Source organism: Streptomyces sp. So13.3 (assembly GCF_005860785.2).
Classification (GTDB): domain Bacteria; phylum Actinomycetota; class Actinomycetes; order Streptomycetales; family Streptomycetaceae; genus Actinacidiphila; species Actinacidiphila fildesensis.
In genome coordinates, this window is sequence record NZ_CP048835.1 from 3,276,607 (window position 1) to 3,294,492 (window position 17,886).

At 70.2% G+C, this 17,886-nt stretch carries 13 protein-coding genes; 10 read left to right on the top strand and 3 right to left on the bottom strand.

Annotated elements, in window-relative coordinates:
* Positions 1–8: 8 nt before the first annotated feature.
* The gene (locus C8250_RS14870) at positions 9–1,100 is read left to right on the top strand and encodes a LacI family DNA-binding transcriptional regulator (RefSeq protein ID WP_187144844.1); all 1,092 of its coding nucleotides are present in this window, start codon (positions 9–11) and stop codon (positions 1,098–1,100) included.
* A gap of 37 nt (positions 1,101–1,137) precedes the next feature.
* Positions 1,138–2,007, top strand: coding sequence for a phosphatase PAP2 family protein (locus tag C8250_RS14875; protein ID WP_138353759.1), 870 nt, complete (start codon positions 1,138–1,140; stop codon positions 2,005–2,007).
* A gap of 59 nt (positions 2,008–2,066) precedes the next feature.
* Here C8250_RS14875 and C8250_RS14880 read toward each other — a convergent pair whose 3' ends face one another.
* Positions 2,067–5,030, bottom strand: coding sequence for a bifunctional [glutamine synthetase] adenylyltransferase/[glutamine synthetase]-adenylyl-L-tyrosine phosphorylase (locus tag C8250_RS14880; RefSeq protein ID WP_138353760.1), 2,964 nt, complete (start codon positions 5,028–5,030; stop codon positions 2,067–2,069).
* 350 nt (positions 5,031–5,380) lie between these two features.
* Between C8250_RS14880 and C8250_RS14885 the strand changes: the two genes are divergently transcribed.
* Positions 5,381–6,274: an alkaline phosphatase family protein gene (locus C8250_RS14885; protein ID WP_187144845.1), complete on the top strand. Its 894-nt coding sequence runs from the start codon at positions 5,381–5,383 to the stop codon at positions 6,272–6,274.
* A gap of 20 nt (positions 6,275–6,294) precedes the next feature.
* On the top strand, positions 6,295–7,317 hold the full coding sequence (locus tag C8250_RS14890; protein ID WP_138353762.1) for a TolB-like translocation protein: 1,023 nt from the start codon (positions 6,295–6,297) through the stop codon (positions 7,315–7,317).
* Positions 7,318–7,341: 24 nt separating this feature from the next.
* Here C8250_RS14890 and C8250_RS14895 read toward each other — a convergent pair whose 3' ends face one another.
* Entirely contained in the window at positions 7,342–8,460 is a 1,119-nt protein-coding gene (locus C8250_RS14895) for a sulfite oxidase (protein ID WP_138353763.1), read from the bottom strand.
* Positions 8,461–8,674: 214 nt separating this feature from the next.
* Here C8250_RS14895 and C8250_RS14900 point away from each other — a divergent pair, with 214 nt between their 5' ends.
* The gene (locus C8250_RS14900; protein WP_138353764.1) at positions 8,675–10,054 is read left to right on the top strand and encodes an FAD-binding oxidoreductase; all 1,380 of its coding nucleotides are present in this window, start codon (positions 8,675–8,677) and stop codon (positions 10,052–10,054) included.
* 82 nt (positions 10,055–10,136) lie between these two features.
* On the opposite strand, the gene C8250_RS14905 is transcribed toward C8250_RS14900, so the two are convergent.
* A complete protein-coding gene (locus C8250_RS14905) occupies positions 10,137–11,498 on the bottom strand; it encodes a glutamine synthetase family protein (protein WP_138353765.1) in 1,362 nt (453 codons plus the stop codon).
* Between the two features lie 274 nt (positions 11,499–11,772).
* On the opposite strand from C8250_RS14905, the gene C8250_RS14910 reads away from it, so the two are divergent.
* From C8250_RS14910 to C8250_RS14930, 5 genes are all read left to right on the top strand, one after another.
* Positions 11,773–12,177 (top strand): DUF6153 family protein, encoded by a 405-nt coding sequence (locus tag C8250_RS14910; RefSeq protein ID WP_138353766.1) that lies wholly within the window; start codon positions 11,773–11,775, stop codon positions 12,175–12,177.
* A 91-nt stretch (positions 12,178–12,268) separates the two neighbouring features.
* A complete protein-coding gene (locus C8250_RS14915; protein ID WP_138353767.1) occupies positions 12,269–13,882 on the top strand; it encodes a multicopper oxidase family protein in 1,614 nt (537 codons plus the stop codon).
* Positions 13,883–13,996: 114 nt separating this feature from the next.
* A complete protein-coding gene (locus C8250_RS14920) occupies positions 13,997–15,046 on the top strand; it encodes a LacI family DNA-binding transcriptional regulator (protein WP_138353768.1) in 1,050 nt (349 codons plus the stop codon).
* A 253-nt stretch (positions 15,047–15,299) separates the two neighbouring features.
* Positions 15,300–16,700, top strand: coding sequence for an extracellular solute-binding protein (locus tag C8250_RS14925; protein ID WP_138353769.1), 1,401 nt, complete (start codon positions 15,300–15,302; stop codon positions 16,698–16,700).
* Between the two features lie 197 nt (positions 16,701–16,897).
* The gene (locus C8250_RS14930) at positions 16,898–17,875 is read left to right on the top strand and encodes a sugar ABC transporter permease (RefSeq protein WP_138353770.1); all 978 of its coding nucleotides are present in this window, start codon (positions 16,898–16,900) and stop codon (positions 17,873–17,875) included.
* Positions 17,876–17,886: the final 11 nt, after the last annotated feature.

Genomic DNA, 17,886 nt, shown 5'->3' on the forward strand with positions numbered 1-17,886 from the left:
CCGGTGCTGTGACCGCAAGGCTTGCTGACATCGCAACCCAGGCGGGTGTCAGCGAAGCAACGGTCAGCCGGGTCCTCAACGGCAAGCCCGGCGTATCCGCCACCACCCGTGAATCCGTGCTGGCCGCACTCGATCTGCTCGGCTACGAACGGCCGGTCCGGCTGCGGCAGCGCAGCGCGGGTCTGATCGGTCTGATCACCCCGGAGCTGGAGAACCCGATCTTTCCGGCGTTCGCACAGGTGATCGGTCAGGCGCTGACCCGCGACGGATACACCCCGCTGCTGGCCACCCAGACGCCGGGCGGCTCGACCGAGGACGAGCTGGTCGAGATGCTCGTGGAACGCGGCGTCGCCGGGATCATCTTCGTCTCCGGTCTGCACGCCGACTCCACCGCCGACACCGAGCGGTACGCCAGGCTGCACGGCCAGGGTGTGCCGTTCGTGCTGATCAACGGCTTCTCGGACAGGATCAAGGCGCCGTTCGTGTCCCCGGACGACCGGGGCGCGATGCGGCTGGCCGTCACCCATTTGGCGGCACTCGGACATGAGAAAATCGGACTGGCGGTCGGACCGAAGCGTTTCGTGCCGGTACTCCGCAAGATCCAGGGCTTCATCAGCAGCATGGAGGACGTGCTGGGCCTGACCGCCGAGCAGTCCGAACAACTGATCCAACACTCGCTGTACACGCTGGAGGGCGGCCAGGCGGCCGCGACGGCGCTCATCGCGTCCGGCTGCACCGCGATCGTCTGTGCGTCCGACATGATGGCGCTGGGCGCCATCCGGGCCGCCCGGCAGCAGGGCCTGTCGGTGCCCGGAGACGTCTCCGTCGTGGGTTTCGACGATTCCCCGCTCATCGCCTTCACCGATCCGCCGCTCACCACCATCCGGCAGCCGGTGGCCGCCATGGGGCAGGCGGCGGTGCGGGCGCTGCTGGAGGAGATCGGCGGCACCCCCGCCCCGCACAGCGAATTCGTCTTCCTCCCGGAGCTGGTCGTACGCGGTTCGACGGCCGCGGTGCCCAGCAGCCAGGCACCGCCGCTGCTGGTCCAGCAGTCGGCCGGAAGGCATACATCGAATGCACAGGATCCGACCGGCGTCTGATCTGCGAGCTCGCGTGGGTCTGGCAGACTATTCCTCCATGGGGGAACCGACCGCGAAGATCCTGGCTGGCCGTACGGCCGCCCCGCCGCGCTCCATCGGTTCCGCTGATTCCGATGGAGCGCCGAGCGAGGGCCCTACGGCACCCCGCCATACCCTCGTGTCGAGGCTCCGCACCCCCCGCAGACCGCGTCTGTGGTTCGAGATCGCACTGATCGCGGTCAGTTACTGGGTGTATTCGCTCGTCCGGAACGCCGTCCCCGAGCAGCAGTCGGCGGCGATGCGGCACGCGAACTGGATCTGGAAGGTGGAGAACCACCTCGGGCTGGCCGTCGAACACAGCGTCAACCACGCCGTGAACTCGGTGACATGGCTCATCGTAGGGATGAACTACTACTACGCGACGCTGCACTTCATCATCACCATCGGCGTCCTGGTGTGGCTCTACCGCAAGCATCCGGGCCGCTACGGCCCGGCCCGCACGGTCCTCTTCATCACCACGGGTATCGCGCTGGTCGGCTTCTACTTCTATCCGCTCGCCCCACCCCGGCTGATGCACGGCATCGACTTCATCGACACGGTCAAGGTGCACCACACCTGGGGCTCGATGGCCTCCGGCGACCTGGCTCACGTGTCGAACCAGTACGCCGCGATGCCGTCCATGCACATCGGCTGGTCGCTGTGGTGCGGCATCACCGTCGCGATGCTCGCCCGGCCGCTGTGGGTGAGGGTGCTGGGCATGCTCTATCCGCTGGCGACCCTGGTCGTGATCATCTCGACGGCCAACCACTTCTGGCTCGACGCCATAGGGGGCGCCGTGTGCCTGGGCGCCGGCTTCGCGCTGGTCTACGCGGTCTACGGCCGCTTCGTCTACCACCTGCCCCGCTACCCGGCGACCGCCCGCCGCTGAGCTGTTTCCGCTGAGCCTGTTTCCGCGGCCGGCCGTCACACCTCGTAAGCCTCGTACCGTCACGCCTCGTACTCGTAGAAGAGCCGCTCGACGACCGCGCGGGCCCGCCGGGTCGTCCGGCGGTACTCCTCGACCATGTCGCCGACGTGGCCGGCCGAGTAGCCGAGGTAGCGGCCCACGGCGGCGAGCTCCCGGCCGTCGCCGGGGAACGTGTCCCCCGGGCGGCCGCGGACCAGCATCACCGCGTTGCGGACCCGGGTGGCCAGCACCCATGCCTCGTCGAGGACGGCCGCGTCGTCGGCGCCGACCAGACCGGCGGCGCGCAGGGCCTCCAGCGCCCGGCGGGTACGGGTGGTGCGCAGTTCCTTCCGCCGCCCGCCGTGCTGCATCTGCAGCAGCTGGACGGTCCACTCGACGTCGGAGAGCCCGCCGCGGCCGAGCTTGGCGTGCGTGGTGGGGTCGGCGCCGCGCGGCATCCGCTCGGACTCCATCCGGGCCTTGAGCCGCCGGATCTCGCGCACCGCGTCCTCGTCGAGCCCGTCCGCGGGGTACCGCAGCGGGTCGATCAGCTCGATGAAGCGTTCTCCGAGCCCCTGGTCCCCTGCCATGGGGTCGGCGCGCAGCAGCGCCTGGCTCTCCCAGCCCAGCGACCAGCGCCGGTAGTAGGCGGCGTATGAGCCGAGCGACCGCACCAGCGGGCCGCTCTTGCCCTCTGGGCGCAGATCCGCGTCCATGATCAGCGGCGGGTCGGCGGTGGGGATCTGCAGCAGCCGGCGCAGCTCGTTGGCGATCTTGAGGGCCTGTCCGGCGGCCCGGCCCTCCTCCGCGCCGTCGAGCGGTTCATGGACGAACATCACGTCGGCGTCCGAGCCGTACCCCTGTTCGCGCCCGCCGAAGCGGCCCATGCCGATGACGGCGAAGCGGGTCGCCAGGGGCCCGTCCGCCGCCTCGACGGCGTTCACGGCCGCCCGCAGGGCGCCGACGACGGTGGTCGCGTTGATGTCGGTGACGGCGGTGCCCACCTGGTCCACGTCCAGCTCGCCGATGACATCGGCCGCCGCCGTCCGGAACAGCTCGCGGCGCCGGACGCCGCGGACCGCGGTGACCGCCTGTTCGGGGGTTTCGGCGCGGCCGACCGCGGCCAGCACCTCCTGTTCGAGCGCCACCGCGGACCGCGGCCGCAGGCCCTCGGGGGCGCCGAGCAGGGCGACCGCCTCCGGAGCTCGCATCAGCAGGTCGGGGGCGAGCCGGCCGGAGGAGAGCACCCGGGCGAGATGCTCGGCGGCGGCGCCCTCGTCCCGCAGCAGCCGCAGGTACCAGGGGGTCTTGCCGAGCGCGTCGGAGACCTTGCGGAAGCCGAAGAGCCCGGCGTCCGGGTCGGCGGAGTCCCCGAACCAGCCGAGCAGGACCGGCAGCAGGGTGCGCTGGATGGCGGCCTTGCGGCTGACGCCGCTGGCCAGCGCCTCCAGATGACGGTAGGCCGCGGCCGGATCGGCGTACCCCAGCGCCTGCAGACGCTGCATCGCGGCGTTGTTGCTGAGCCGGGTCTCGACCGGTTCGAGCTGGGCGACCGCGTCGAGCAGCGGCCGGTAGAAGAGCTTCTCGTGCAGCCGGCGCACCTCGACGGCGTGCCGCTTCCACTCCCGGTTCAACTCGGCGACGGGGTTGGCGCGAAAGCCCAGCGACCGGCCCAGGCGGCGCTGCCCGGCCTCGTCGTCCGGCACCAGATGGGTACGGCGCAGCCGGTACAGCTGGATGCGGTGCTCCATCAGCCGCAGGAAGCGGTAGGCGGCATCGAGCGAGGCGGCGTCCGCGCGGCCGACGTAACCACCGGCGGCGAGTTGGGCGAGCGCGGTGAGGGTGGTGCCGCTGCGCAGTGAGGAATCGGTTCTGCCGTGCACCAACTGCAGGAGCTGGACGGCGAACTCGACATCGCGCAGCCCGCCGGGACCGAGCTTCAGCTCCCGCTCGACGTGTGCGGCGGGGATGCCCTCCACGACGCGGCGGCGCATCTGCTGGACGTCGGTGACGAAGTGGTCGCGGTCGGCGGCCTGCCACACCATCGGCGAGAGCGCCTCGACGTACGCCAGGCCCAGGTCACGGTCGCCCGCCATCGGCCGGGCCTTGAGCAGCGCCTGGAACTCCCAGGTCTTGGCCCACCGCTTGTAGTACGCGACATGGCTGGAAAGCGTGCGTACCAGCGGGCCGTTCTTGCCTTCCGGCCGCAGGTTGGCGTCGACCGGCCAGATGGTGCCCTCTGCGGTGGTGTCGGAGCAGACCCGCATCATCCGGGCGGCCAGCCGCGTCGCGGCCCGCATCGCCCCGGCCTCCTCGGCGCCGTCGGCCGGTTCCGCCACGAAGATCACGTCGACGTCCGAGACGTAGTTCAGTTCATGGCCGCCGCACTTGCCCATGCCGATCACCGCGAGCCGGCACAGCGCCGCGTCCTCCGGTGCCTCAGCGGCGGCGATGGAGAGGGCCGCGCGCACGGTCGCGGTGGCCAGGTCGGCCAGCTCCGCGGCCGTCTGCACCAGGTCACTGGTGCCGCACACATCGCGGGCGGCGATCGCCAGCATGCAGCGGCGGTAGGCGGCGCGCAGCAGGTCGGGGTCGGTGGCGGAGGCCAGCCCGCGTTCGAACTCGGCGACGCCGGGGTGCAGGTCGGCGGACTCGTACGTCACCAGCGCGTGCCAGTCGCGCGGGTGCCGGGCGAGGTGGTCGCCGAGCGCCTCGGAGGCGCCGAGCACCCCGAGCAGCCGGTCGCGCAGCGGCTTGGCGCTGGTCAGGGTGTCGAGCAGGGTCCGCCGCTCGCCCTCGTCCAGCACCTCCACCAGCCGGACCAGGCCCAGCAGCGCCTGATCGGGGTCCGCCGTCGCGCCGAGCGCGTCCAGGAGCACCGGATCGGTCCGTACCGCGGTCAGCCCCGCGGCCTCCACCAGCACCTCGGCCGCCGCCGGATCGGTGAACCCGTGGCGCAGCAGCCGGGAGAACGTGCTGCTCCGGCGCCCCTGCGGCAGCGACATCTCGCCTCCGGTACGTCATGCCTGCGATCAAGGTCCCAGCTGAGCGTAACCGCCCGGCCGCCGACCTGGAACGGCGTGCACCGGACGGTTCCCGCGCCGTTCCGTGACGGCGGAGCCGGTCCGGGCGGCCGGCAGGACCGGTCCGGACGGCCGGCGGCACGCTCCGGGGAGACGGCGCTGCCGGTCCGGGGAGACAGCGCTGCCCGTGCGGGCGGCGGGCCGCGCCCGTCCCGGTGGGCCCGCACCGTTCGTTTCCCGGCCATTCACGTCTGCGGATCTTCTCAGTTCCGCCGGCCGCTCCTACGCTGACAGCGCTCCGCGCCCCCATACCCCCCCACCGGAGGTAAGCCGTGCCCGGCTTGTCGATATCCGTTCCGCGTCGCCCCCTCACCGCCCTCGCCGCCGCCCTCGGGCTGGCCGGCGCGTCCGTCGGCCTGTGGGCCGGCCTCGGCGGCGCGTCCACCGCGCACGCGGCGGCCGCCGTCCCCACTCCTGACCACGTGATCGTCGTGATGATGGAGAACCACGCGTACAACCAGGTGATCGGCAGCTCCAGCGCCCCCTACATCAACTCGCTGAAGACCGGCGGCGCGAACCTCACCGCCTCGTACGGCGTCACGCACCCGAGCCAGCCGAACTACTACCAGGTGTTCTCCGGCAGCAACCAGGGCGTGACCGGCGACAGCTGCGTCACCCCCGGCTTCAGCTCCGCGCCCAACCTCGCCTCCGAGCTGATCGCCGCGGGCAAGACCTGGGGCAGCTACAACGAGACGCTCCCCAGCCAGGGCTCCACCACCTGCAGCAGCGGCAAGTACGCGCAGAAGCACAACCCCTGGTTCGGCTTCAGCAACGTGCCGACCTCCAGCGCCAAGACGTTCGCGCAGTTCCCTTCGGACTACACGACGCTGCCGCAGGTCTCGTTCGTCGTGCCGAACCTGTGCAGCGACATGCACGACTGCTCCGTCGGCACCGGTGACACCTGGATCAAGAACAATCTCGGTGCTTACGCCACGTGGGCCAAGACCCACAACAGCCTGCTGATCGTCACCTTCGACGAGGACAACCGGCTGGCCGGCAACCGCATCCCCACCGTCCTCTACGGACAGCGCGTCACCCCGGGCAGCACCTCGTCGACGACGTACAACCACTACAATCTGCTGCGCACCCTCGAGGACATGTTCGGCACCTCGCACGCGGGGAACGCCGCCTCCGCCACCGACATCACCGGCATCTGGACCAGCTGACCGTGAGCGGAGCCGGCGCCATGACCACCCGGAACCGGCTGCTGATCCTCGTCGCGGCGGCCGCCGTGCTCGCCTGTGTGGCGGGCGCGGCGGTCTGGCACGCCTCCGACCGGGCCGCCCGCAGGAACACCGAGCAGGCCGGCGGCCCGCCGGTCGTCCAGGGCGCGGTGTCGCTGGCCCCGGCCGGGCCCCGGCTCATGGTCTTCCGCAACATGGCCTGGGGTCCGCACCGCGATGAACTCGCCACCGTGCCCGCCGCCTCGCCCGGGGCGACCCGTACCGCCTCGGGCGTCCGCTGTCTGCGCTTCCACGCCGCCGCGGGCACCGGCATCTGTCTGCAGTCCGTGCACGGCACCGTCCAGGACACCTACCGCGCGGTCGTCCTCGACTCCCACCTCAAGGAGACCCGGCACTACCCGCTGAACGGGATCCCGACCCGCGCCCGGGTATCGCCCAGCGGCCACCTCGCCGCCTGGACGGTCTTCGTCGGCGGCGACTCGTACGCGGGCACCGACTTCTCCACCCGCACCTCGATCCTCGACGTCAGGACCGGCAGGCTCGACGCCAGCCTGGAGGACTTCACGATCCTCAAGGACGGCCACCGCTACCGCGCCACCGACGTGAACTTCTGGGGCGTCACCTTCGCCGACGACGGGCACTTCTACGCGACGCTCGCCACCGGCGGCAGGACGTACCTCATCCGCGGTGACATCGCGGCCCGCACCGTGACGACGCTGCGCCCGAACGTGGAGTGCCCGTCGCTCTCGCCCGACGGCACCCGTCTGGTCTTCAAGAAGCGCGTCCCGGGCCTGTCCCCCGACGCCCCCTGGCGGCTCTACGCCCTCGACCTCGCCACGATGCGCGAGACCCCGCTGGCCGAGAACCGCAGCGTCGACGACCAAGCGGTCTGGACCGACGACCGCACCGTCGCCTACTCGCTGCCGGGCGACTTCGGCGCGGACCTCTACACGGTCCCCGCCGACGGCACCGGCACGCCCCGCACGCTGACCCCGGCGGCGCTCGCCCCCGCGTACATCGGCTGACGCGCGGACGACCCCCGGCTCAGGTCAGTCGTCCGGAAGGCAGTGGACGGTGATCCGCTGGACGAGGTTGTTGCCGAAGCCGCCGCGGTTCCACGCCTGGGCGAGCGGCTGGGTGTTGCCCTCGGCGTCGGTGGCGCGGGCGCTGAGCACATGGCGGCCGGGCTCCGCCGTCCAGGACGCCCGCCAGCTCCGCCAGGCCAGGTCGTGTCCGTCCGGCGGGGCGAGCTCGGCCGCCCGCCAGGAACGTCCGTCGTCCGTACTCACCTCGGCCTTCGTGACCGGTGCCAACCCGGACCAGGCCCTGCCCTCCAGCGGCACCGGGCCGGGGCGTACGACGCGGGTCCTGGACATGAAGTCCGGGAACCCGGGCGGGATCATCAGCGCCCGCGGGGCGATCCGGGTGACCGGCTCGCCGGGTTCACCGGCCCGCTGCCGGTAGCGGTACGCCACCGTCTGCTGGAATCCGGTGAACGGCGTGTCGGTGAGCGTGATCCCGCGCAGCCACTTCACCTGCGCCATCCCGTACCAGCCGGGCACCACCAGCCGCAGCGGGTGGCCGTGCTGCGGCGGCAGGGGCAGCCCGTTCATGGCGTACGCGACCAGCACCTCAGGATCGGCGCCGGCGGCCACCGCCAGCGGCAGACTCCACCGGTAGTCCTGTTCGACACCGCGCTCGACACCGTGGTCCGCGCCGCGGAAGACGGCCTCGACGGCAGCCGGCTCCACTCCCGCCTCGGCGAGCAGCACTCGCAGCGGCACCCCGGTCCACTCGGCCGTTCCGACCGCCTCGACCAGCCACGGCTGGCTCACCGGCCGCGGGGTGAGCCGCGCCCGGCCGTTGCCCGCGCACTCCATCGTCACGCGGTGGGTGACGGCGGGGAACGAGCGCAGGGCCGCCATGTCCAGTGTCAGCGCCGTCCGGACGCTGCCTCCCACGGTGAGCCGCCAGTCGTCCTCCCGGGCGGCGGGGATGTCGTAGTGGACCAGCACGTAGTGCAGTCCCGGCGGGGTCAGGTCGTAGCGCAGGGCCTCCAGCGGCAGGCCGTGGTTGCGGGCCGCGAGCGCGAGTTCCTCCGGGCTGATCCCCTCCGCGGGATCCGCGAGGCGGCCGGCCGGGCTGATGTCGGCGAAGCGTCCGTCCATTCCTTCATGGTGCGCTTCCGGCCGAACCCAGGCATCCGGGTGAACATGCGATCCTCCCCGACCGGCGGGATGCTGGATGTATCGGCCTGGGGTCCGCGATGCCCCATGGCAGATGGAGGGTGCCCAGGGCGTCGGCGCACAACCGCCCACCGGCGGCCCGGCCGGGGAGCGGCCAGGTGGAGGAGGCGGCCCGAGTCTCGCCGAGGAGATCGCCATGGACGGCAGCACACTTGAAGCGATGCGGACCGCGTTGCGCGGCCCGGTCATCGCTCCGGAGGATCCCGACTACCCGGAGGCCCGCAAGGTCTACAACGCCATGGTCGACAAGCGCCCGGCCGCGATCGTGCGCTGCTCCGACACGGCGGACGTCATGGCCGCGGTGGACTTCGTCCGTGAGCAGGGACTGGAACTCGCCGTCCGGGGCGGCGGGCACAGCGGCGCCGGTCTGTGCCTGGTCGACGACGGCGTCACCGTCGATCTGTCACCGATGCGCTGGGTGCGTGTCGACCCCGCCGCGAAGACCGCCCGGGTCGGCGGCGGGTCCCAGCTCGGCGACCTGGACCACGCCACCCACGCGTTCGGGCTGGCCGTACCCGCCGGCATCATGTCGACGACCGGCGTCGGCGGGCTCACCCTCGGCGGCGGCCACGGCCACCTCACCCGCAAGTACGGCCTCACGATGGACAGTCTGGTGGCCGCCGACGTGGTGCTCGCCGACGGCAGCTTCGTCACCGCGAGCGAGAACGAGAACCCGGACCTGTTCTGGGCGCTGCGCGGCGGTGGCGGCAACTTCGGCATCGTCACCTCGTTCCGCTTCCGGCTGCACCCGGTGCACACCGTCGGTCTCGCGATCAGCCTCTGGCCGGTCGACCACATCCACGAGGTGCTGCGCTGGTACCGCGACTTCCTGCCGCAGGCGCCCGAGGACCTGAACGGCTTCTTCGCCGTCCTGGCCGTCCCGCCCGGCCCCCCGTTCCCCGAGGAGATCCACGGCCGCAAGATGTGCGGTGTCGTGTGGTGCTGGACCGGGGACCCGGACGGCATCGAGCAGGCCCTGGCCCCGGTGAACGACGCGGGCACGCCGGCCTTCCACTTCTCGACGCCGATGCCGTACCCCATGCTGCAGACCATGTTCGACGAGCTGATCCCGAAGGGCCTGCAGTGGTACTGGCGCGGTGACTTCTTCGACCGGATCACGGACGACGCTATCGACGTGCACGCCAAGTACGCCGAGAACCTCCCCACCGACCTGTCGACCATGCACCTCTACCCGGTCGACGGAGCCGCGCACCGGGTCGCCGCGGGCGACACGGCATGGGCCTACCGGGACGCCATGTGGTCCGGCGTCATCGGCGGCATCGACCCCGACCCGGCCAACGCGGGGCTCGTGAAGGACTGGTGCGTCAACTACTGGGAGGACCTGCACCCGCACTCCATGGGCGGCGGCTACGTCAACTTCATCGGCGCCGGCGAGAGCCAGGACCGCGTCAGGGCCACCTACGGCGACCACTACGACCGGCTCACGGCGCTCAAACGCACCTACGACCCGGACAACCTCTTCCACGCCAACCAGAACATCGCCCCGGCCCCGTAGCCACCAAGGGCGGCAGCGCAAACGGCATCCGGGCCGACGGCATGACGCCGCCGGCCCGGATGCCGTCACGAACGAGACGCTCTTACAGGTTCGGCAGGTTCTTCCGCAGCTCGAAGGCGGTGACCTCGGAGCGGTACTCCTCCCACTCCTGCTTCTTGTTGCGCAGGAAGAAGTCGAAGACGTGCTCGCCGAGCGTTTCCGCGACCAGTTCGCTGCGCTCCATGAGGGTGATGGCCTCGCCCAGGTTCTGCGGGAGGGGCTCGATACCCAGGGCGCGGCGTTCGGCGTCGGAGAGGGCCCAGACGTCGTCGTCGGCGCCGGGCGGGAGCTCGTAGCCCTCCTGGATGCCCTTCAGGCCGGCGGCGAGCAGGACCGCGTAGGCGAGGTAGGGGTTGGCGCCGGAGTCGATGGAGCGGACCTCGACGCGGGTGGAGCCGGTCTTGCCGGGCTTGTACATCGGGACGCGGATGAGCGCGGACCGGTTGTTGTGGCCCCAGCAGATGTACGAGGGGGCCTCGCCGCCGGCGCCCGCGGTGCGCTGCGAGCCGCCCCAGATGCGCTTGTAGGAGTTCACCCACTGGTTGGTGACGGCGGAGATCTCGCCGGCGTGCTTGAGCAGTCCCGCGATGAAGGAGCGGCCGACCTTGGAGAGCTGGAACTCCGAGCCGGACTCGTAGAACGCGTTGCGGTCGCCCTCGAAGAGGGAGAGGTGGGTGTGCATGCCCGAGCCGGGGAAGTCCGAGAACGGCTTGGGCATGAAGGTCGCGTGCACGCCCTGCTCCAGCGCGACCTGCTTCATCACCAGCCGGAACGTCATGACGTTGTCGGCGGTGGACAGCGCGTCGGCGTAGCGGAGGTCGATCTCCTGCTGGCCGGGCGCGCCCTCGTGGTGGGAGAACTCCACCGAGATGCCCATCGACTCCAGCATGGTGATCGCCTGGCGGCGGAAGTCCATGCCGACGTTCTGCGGAGTGTGGTCGAAGTAGCCGGAGTTGTCGGCCGGGGTGGGGATGCTGCCGTCGAGCGGCTTGTCCTTGAGCAGGAAGAACTCGATCTCGGGGTGGGTGTAGAAGGTGAACCCGAGGTCGGAGGTCTTGGCCAGTGCGCGCTTGAGGACATAGCGCGGGTCGGCGTACGAGGGCGAGCCGTCCGGCATGAGGATGTCGCAGAACATCCGCGCGGTCCCGGGGCCCTCGGCACGCCACGGCAGGATCTGGAACGTGCTGGGGTCGGGCTTGGCGATCATGTCCGACTCGTAGACCCGGGCGAACCCCTCGATCGCCGAGCCGTCGAAGCCGATGCCCTCGTCGAAGGCCTGCTCCAGTTCGGCGGGGGCGACGGCGACCGACTTCAGATAGCCGAGCACGTCGGTGAACCACAGCCGTACGAAGCGGATGTCGCGCTCTTCGAGCGTACGGAGCACGAACTCCTGCTGCTTATCCATTTCCACCCATCCTCGCTGATCAGGCTGCCTGCTCCCGCGCCGCGGGGCACCTCGGGGCACATGAGCATCCCACCACACGGTTTCTGGCACGTTTCGGACCTCGTCCGAACGCACGAGCCGGTGGGGGCGTACTGCTGTGCCCATACTGCCTGCTGTTTTGCGCCCTGCGTAACGGGCGCCGGTGATCCGTCGGACACCTGTGGCGACCAACGCCCGGTTGTCGGTGCGCTTGTGTAGGGTCCTGTCAGGTTCCGATACCGGAGAGGGGTATGCGATGACGCGCCGGATGCTCCTGTTCGCCGCTCTCCTCCTCGGGATTTTTGCCATGCACACGGTGGGCCATCCGGCGGGCGGCGGCCATGAGGAGACGCGGCCCGCCGCCGTGGACCGGGCCTCCCAGCATGGCGCCTCCCCTGATGCGATGGGAATGGCGCATGAGGGCGCCGACCGGCACGGGCCGGCGCCCGCGCACCGGCCCGCTCACGACACGAGCCCGCTGACGCTCTGCCTGGCCGTGCTCGGCACCGCCGTCGTCGTCCTGCTCGCCGCCCTCGGCCTGCCGGCCGGCCCGCCGGCCGGCTCCGTCGCGGCGGCCCGCTCCCTGCTCCCCCGGGGGCGGTGGCCGTGGCCACCGCCCCCACGCATACCCCTCTCCCGTCTGCCGGTGCTGCGCATATAGGACGCCGCCCGGCCGCCCCGGGGCCTGTACCCCGGGGACGGTCACGCGGTCCGTCCTGCCCATCCATCGACACCCATGAGGTGTATTCAGCATGCGTACCTACCACCGCCGCGCCGTGCTCGGCGCGGGAATCGCGGTCGCCGGAGGCGGCCTGCTCGCCGCCTGTTCCGGCGGATCCGCGTCGTCAGGGCATCCCGGACACGGCAACTCCCAGTCCGCGGGAGACGGATACCTCGCGCCCGACGGCCCCGAGGTCGTCGCCGCGGAGAAGGCGCGCGCCGGGGACGGACCGGTCAGCGAGGTCCGGCTGACCGCCGTCGAAGGCGTCGTGGACCTCGGCGGGCCCACGGTCAGGACCTGGACGTACGACGGCGAACTGCCCGGCAAGGAGATCCGGGTGATGGCGGGCGGCACCCTGTCCGCGACGCTCGCCAACCATCTGCCGCAGGCCACGTCCGCGCACTGGCACGGCCTCGCCCTGCGCAACGACATGGACGGGGTACCGGGGCTGACCCAGCCCGCCATCAAGGCCGGCGCCGACTACGCGTACCGCTTCGCGGTCGCCCGGCCGGGCACGTACTGGTTCCATCCGCACACCGGCGTTCAGCTGGACCGCGGGCTGTACGCGCCGCTCATCGTCGAGGACCCGAAGGAGCCGCTGCAGTACGACAAGGAGTGGGTCGTCGTCCTGGACGACTGGGTGGACGGGGTCGACGGCAGCACCCCGGACGCGGTCCTCGCCGAGCTCACCAAGAGCGCGAGCACGGCGGCCGCCGGCAGCAGTGGCCGGAGCGGGACGGACCACTCCGGCATGGACGGCATGGAAGGAATGGACGGCCCGGCGAGCCAGGACCCGGCCGCCCCGGCCGGACCCAGCCGCATGCTGACGGGCGCCACCAGCGATCTGCTCGGCGGCGACCCGGGCGATGTGAAGTACCCGTACTACCTCGTCAACGGGCGCGCCCCGCAAGCCCCGCGCGGCTTCACCGCCAAGCCCGGCGACCGGATCCGGATCCGTTTCGTCAACGCGGGCGGCGACACCGCCTTCCGCGTCGCGCTCGGCGGGCACCGGATGACCATCACGCACACCGACGGTTACCCCGTCGTGCACGCCGCGACCGACGCGCTGCTGATCGGCATGGGCGAACGGTACGACGTGCTGGTCACGGCGGGTGACGGGGTCTTCCCGCTGGTCGCCCTCGCGGAGGGGAAGGACGCGGCGGCGCTGGACGTGCTGCGCACCGGCGGTGGAACGGCGCCGACCGCCGCCGACCGCCCGCAGGAACTGTCCGGGCGGCTCCTCCAGGCCGGCGATCTGCGGCCCGACCCTTCGGTGGCCCTGCCGGACCCAGGCCGGACGCCGGACCGCACGGTCGAGCTGCGGCTGACCGGCAGCATGGCCAACTACAACTGGGCCTTCGAAGGGGCGGCTTACGATCCGGCGGTCCGCCATGACGTGCGGCAGGGCGAACGGGTCCGGCTGACGCTCGCGAACAACACCCGGATGTGGCATCCCCTGCATCTGCACGGGCACACCTTTTCGCTGACCGGCGGCGGCGCCCGCAAGGACACCGCTATCGTGCTGCCCGGACGGACACTCAGCGTCGATCTCGACGCGGACAATCCAGGACTGTGGATGATCCACTGCCACAACGTCTACCACGCGGAGGCGGGCATGATGGCGGTCCTCGGCTACCGCCAGTAACGGATCACCGGTGTCCGGGGTGATCCCCCGGACACCGGGCCGGACGCGGAACCTTGCAGGATTGGCGCAAATTTCCCGCAAGAAACTTGCGAAACCTGTACTAGAGTTGACGTCATGACACGACGACTTGCCACGGTGGCAAAGAAGGTCGGGGTGAGCGAGGCGACCGTCAGCCGAGTGCTGAACGGGAAGCCCGGAGTCTCCGATGCGACCAGAGCCGCAGTGCTGACCGCACTCGATGTGCTCGGTTACGAACGACCGACCCAGCTGCGCGGGGAGCGTGCCCGGCTTGTCGGGCTCGTTCTCCCGGAGCTTTCCAATCCGATCTTCCCGGCCTTCGCCGAGGTGGTGGGCGGCGCCCTGGCACAGCAGGGGTTCACGCCCGTGCTCTGCACCCAGACCGTCGGCGGGGTGTCGGAGGCCGACTACGTGGAGTTGCTGCTGCAGCAGCACGTCTCCGGGGCGATCTTCTTCGGCGGTCTGTACGCCCAGGCCGAGTCGTCGCACGAGCACTACGCCCGGCTCGCCGAGCGCAATCTGCCCACCGTGCTGATGAACGCCGCCATCGACGATCTCGACTTCCCGAGGGTGTCCTGCGACGACGCGGTCGCCGTGGAACAGGGGATGACCCATCTCGCGTCGCTCGGCCATGAGCGGATCGGCCTGATCCTGGGCCCGCCCGACCACGTTCCGTCGCGGCGCAAGCTCGCCGCGGCCCGCCGCTGGATCGGGCAGCGCGGCGGCGAACTCCCGGACACCGCCGTCGAACACGCGCTGTTCACCCTGGAGGGCGGGCAGGCCGCGGCCAGCCGGCTGATCCAGCGCGGCGTCACCGCCGTCATCTGCGCGAGCGACCCGATCGCGCTGGGCGCCATCCGGTCCGCCCGCCGCCGCGGGCTGTCGGTGCCCCAGGACTTCTCGGTCATCGGCTACGACGACTCGATGTTCATGAATTGCATCGATCCGCCGCTCACCACCGTGCGCCAGCCCATCGAAGCCATGGGACGGGCCGCCGTCGACCTGCTCAGCGGTCAGATCAGCGGCACTCCGGTCGACCACGACGAGCTGCTCTTCGAGCCCGAGCTCGTCGTACGCGGCTCCACGGGCCCCGCGCCGCGGGCCGCGCAGCCCCAGCAGCCGGGGGTGGAAGCGACCAGCAGGTAGGGCCGGTCCGGCTCCGGCGGTCGTTGGCAATCTCGTTGGCAACCCTCCCCGACACCACTGACTGGGAAACGGCTTCGTAATCAAGTCGTGTCTTTGCGAGCTTCGCGCGAAATCTTGCGGACATCTATCGGGTTCAGTACCTTGAGCCCACCCGAGACGGCGGCGCACACCCCGCGCCACGCAACCGCGCAGGGTTCGCAGATCTCAGAGCGCGGAGCATCGTCGCGCAGTGGTTCAGGGGAAGGGTTGATCAATGAAGACAAACCGCTACCGGACGCTGGTGGCCATCGTGCTGGTCGCCGGCGTCGGCATGACCGCCGCGGCATGTTCCGACAGCAAGGACACGGCCAAGGACCCCGGTTCAGGTGACAAGGGCGCGAGCGCCAAGCTGGATCCCAGCACCAAGGTCACCATCAGCGTCGACTGCATGCCGCCCACCACCAAGGCGGCCGAGCGCAAGCAGTGGCTCGACGACATAGCCGCGTTCAAGGTGCTCTACCCGAACGTCACGGTGAACGGCAAGGACGGATTCCCATGCGAGGATCCGGCGAAGTTCACGGCCATGATGAAGGGCGGAACGCAAACAGACACCTTCTACACGTACATGACCGACAAGGACCAGGTTCTGGACGCGGGTCAAGCCGCTGACATCACTCCGTACGTCACGCCGGAGACCGTCCCGAACCTCAACGACATCGACCCCAACGTCATGAACGTGCTGAAGGACGGCGGCAAGCTGTACGGCCTGCCCACCTCGAACTACCAGATGGGCCTGATCTACAACCGCAAGATCTTCACCCAGGCCGGTCTCGACCCCAACAAGCCCCCGACCACCTGGGAAGGCGTGCGGGCCGCGGCCAAGACGATCCAGGACAAGCTGGGCAGCCAGGGCATCCACGGCTTCATCGAGAACGCCGGCGGCAACCAGGGCGGTTGGCACTTCACCTCGGAGCTCTACGGGCTCGGCGGCCAGGTGACCTCCGAGGACGGCAAGAAGGCCGCCTTCAACACGGACGAGAGCAAGACCCTCCTGCAGACCCTGCATGACATGCGCTTCACCGACAACAGCCTGCCCGCGACCCCCGGACTCGCGTGGGGCGACGTCCAGAAGGCCATGGGCACCAGCAAGGTCGGTATGTACGTCGGTGCTCCTGACGACATCCCGCTCGTCGTCCAGCAGTACCAGGCCAAGTTCGAGGACCTCGGCATGGCGCCGATCCCGGGCGGCAAGACCTCGCTGTTCGGCGGCGCCGACTACATGTTCAAGAAGTCGTCCACGCCCGACCAGATCAAGGCCGGCATCGCCTGGGTCAACTTCAAGTTCCTGACCTTGGAGAAGGGCCAGTTCAACTACGCCCGCAACAAGACCGACGGCATCCCGGTCGGACTGCCGCAGCCGTTCTTCTTCACCGGCGCGTCGAAGGACAAGGACACCTCCACCAAGACCGCGAGCGCGACCGTACCGGTCGAGAACTTCGCCACCTACGTGGCCGCCCAGGTCCCGGTGAAGCCCGAGCCGCCGAACGCCCAGAAGATCTACACGGTCCTGGACAACGCGATGTCGGGTGCGCTGACCAACAAGAACGCCGACATCGGCAAGCTCCTCACCACCGCTGAGACGCAGGTCAACACGTTGCTGGCCGCCAGCCAGTAGAGGGGGCGCGCGGGCCGGCCCACCGGCCGGCCCCGCGCTGCGGCGATCTTCCGCTGAACCCCCAGTCGAGGAGTTCTCGTGACTCCTCCCCCTCGTGAACGAGGGGGCTTCTCACTCGGTTCGAAAGAACCTCATGACGGCCAAGCCCTGACCGCTGCCCGAAGGGCAGAAGAAAAGGCTAGCACCGAGGAGTTCTCATGGCGGCGACCACCGTCTCCCACAACAAGGCCAAACGCGGTTCCGGGCAGTCGTCGCCGAGGGGTTCCCGGCGCCGTCCGGGACTTCCGGACGAGAACGCCCGCGCGGGGTTCGGCCGGAGACTGCGCCGCGATCTGCAGGCGCATGCATTCATGATCGGCGCGGTGCTCTGCTTCGGATTCTTCTCCTGGTATCCGATGGTCCGCGAAGTCATCATGAGCTTCCAGAAGACCAAGCGCGGCGAGACCACCTGGGTGGGCTGGAAGAACCTCGAAACGGTCTGGAACGACCCGGGGTTCTGGCCGGCCTGGCGCAACACGATGCAGTTCACGCTGTACGCGCTGGTGATCGGATTCGCGGTGCCGTTCGTCATCGCCATCGTTCTCAACGAATTCCGGCACGCCCAGGCGTATCTGCGCATCCTGGTGTATCTGCCGGTGATGCTGCCGCCGGTCGCCGGGGTGCTGCTCTTCAAGTACTTCTACAACCCGGAATACGGCCTCTTCAATCACATCCTGCATTTCCTGCACCTGCCGGAACAGGCCTGGCTGGACTCGTCGAGCACCGCGATGATCTCCGTGGTGATCGCGGCCACCTGGATGAGCGCCGGCGGCGCCACCCTCATCTACCTGGCGGCACTGCAGAACGTGCCGGGTGAGCTGTACGAGGCCGCCGACCTGGACGGTGCCGGGCTGCTGAGCAAGATCTGGCACATCACCATCCCGCAGACCAGGCCGGTCCTGTCGCTGATGCTGCTGCTCCAGATCGTGGCGACGATGCAGGAATTCACCAACGTCTATCTGCTCACCGGCGGCGCCGGCCCGGAGAACTCCACCGGGACCGTGGTCTACATGGTGTACCAGTACGCGTTCCGCTACGACAGCTTCGGCAGCGCCTCGGCGCTCGGACTCATCATGCTGGTGGTACTCGGCGGATTCTCCGGCCTGTACGCGCGGCTCAGCCGCAACAGCGACTAGGACGGGGAGAA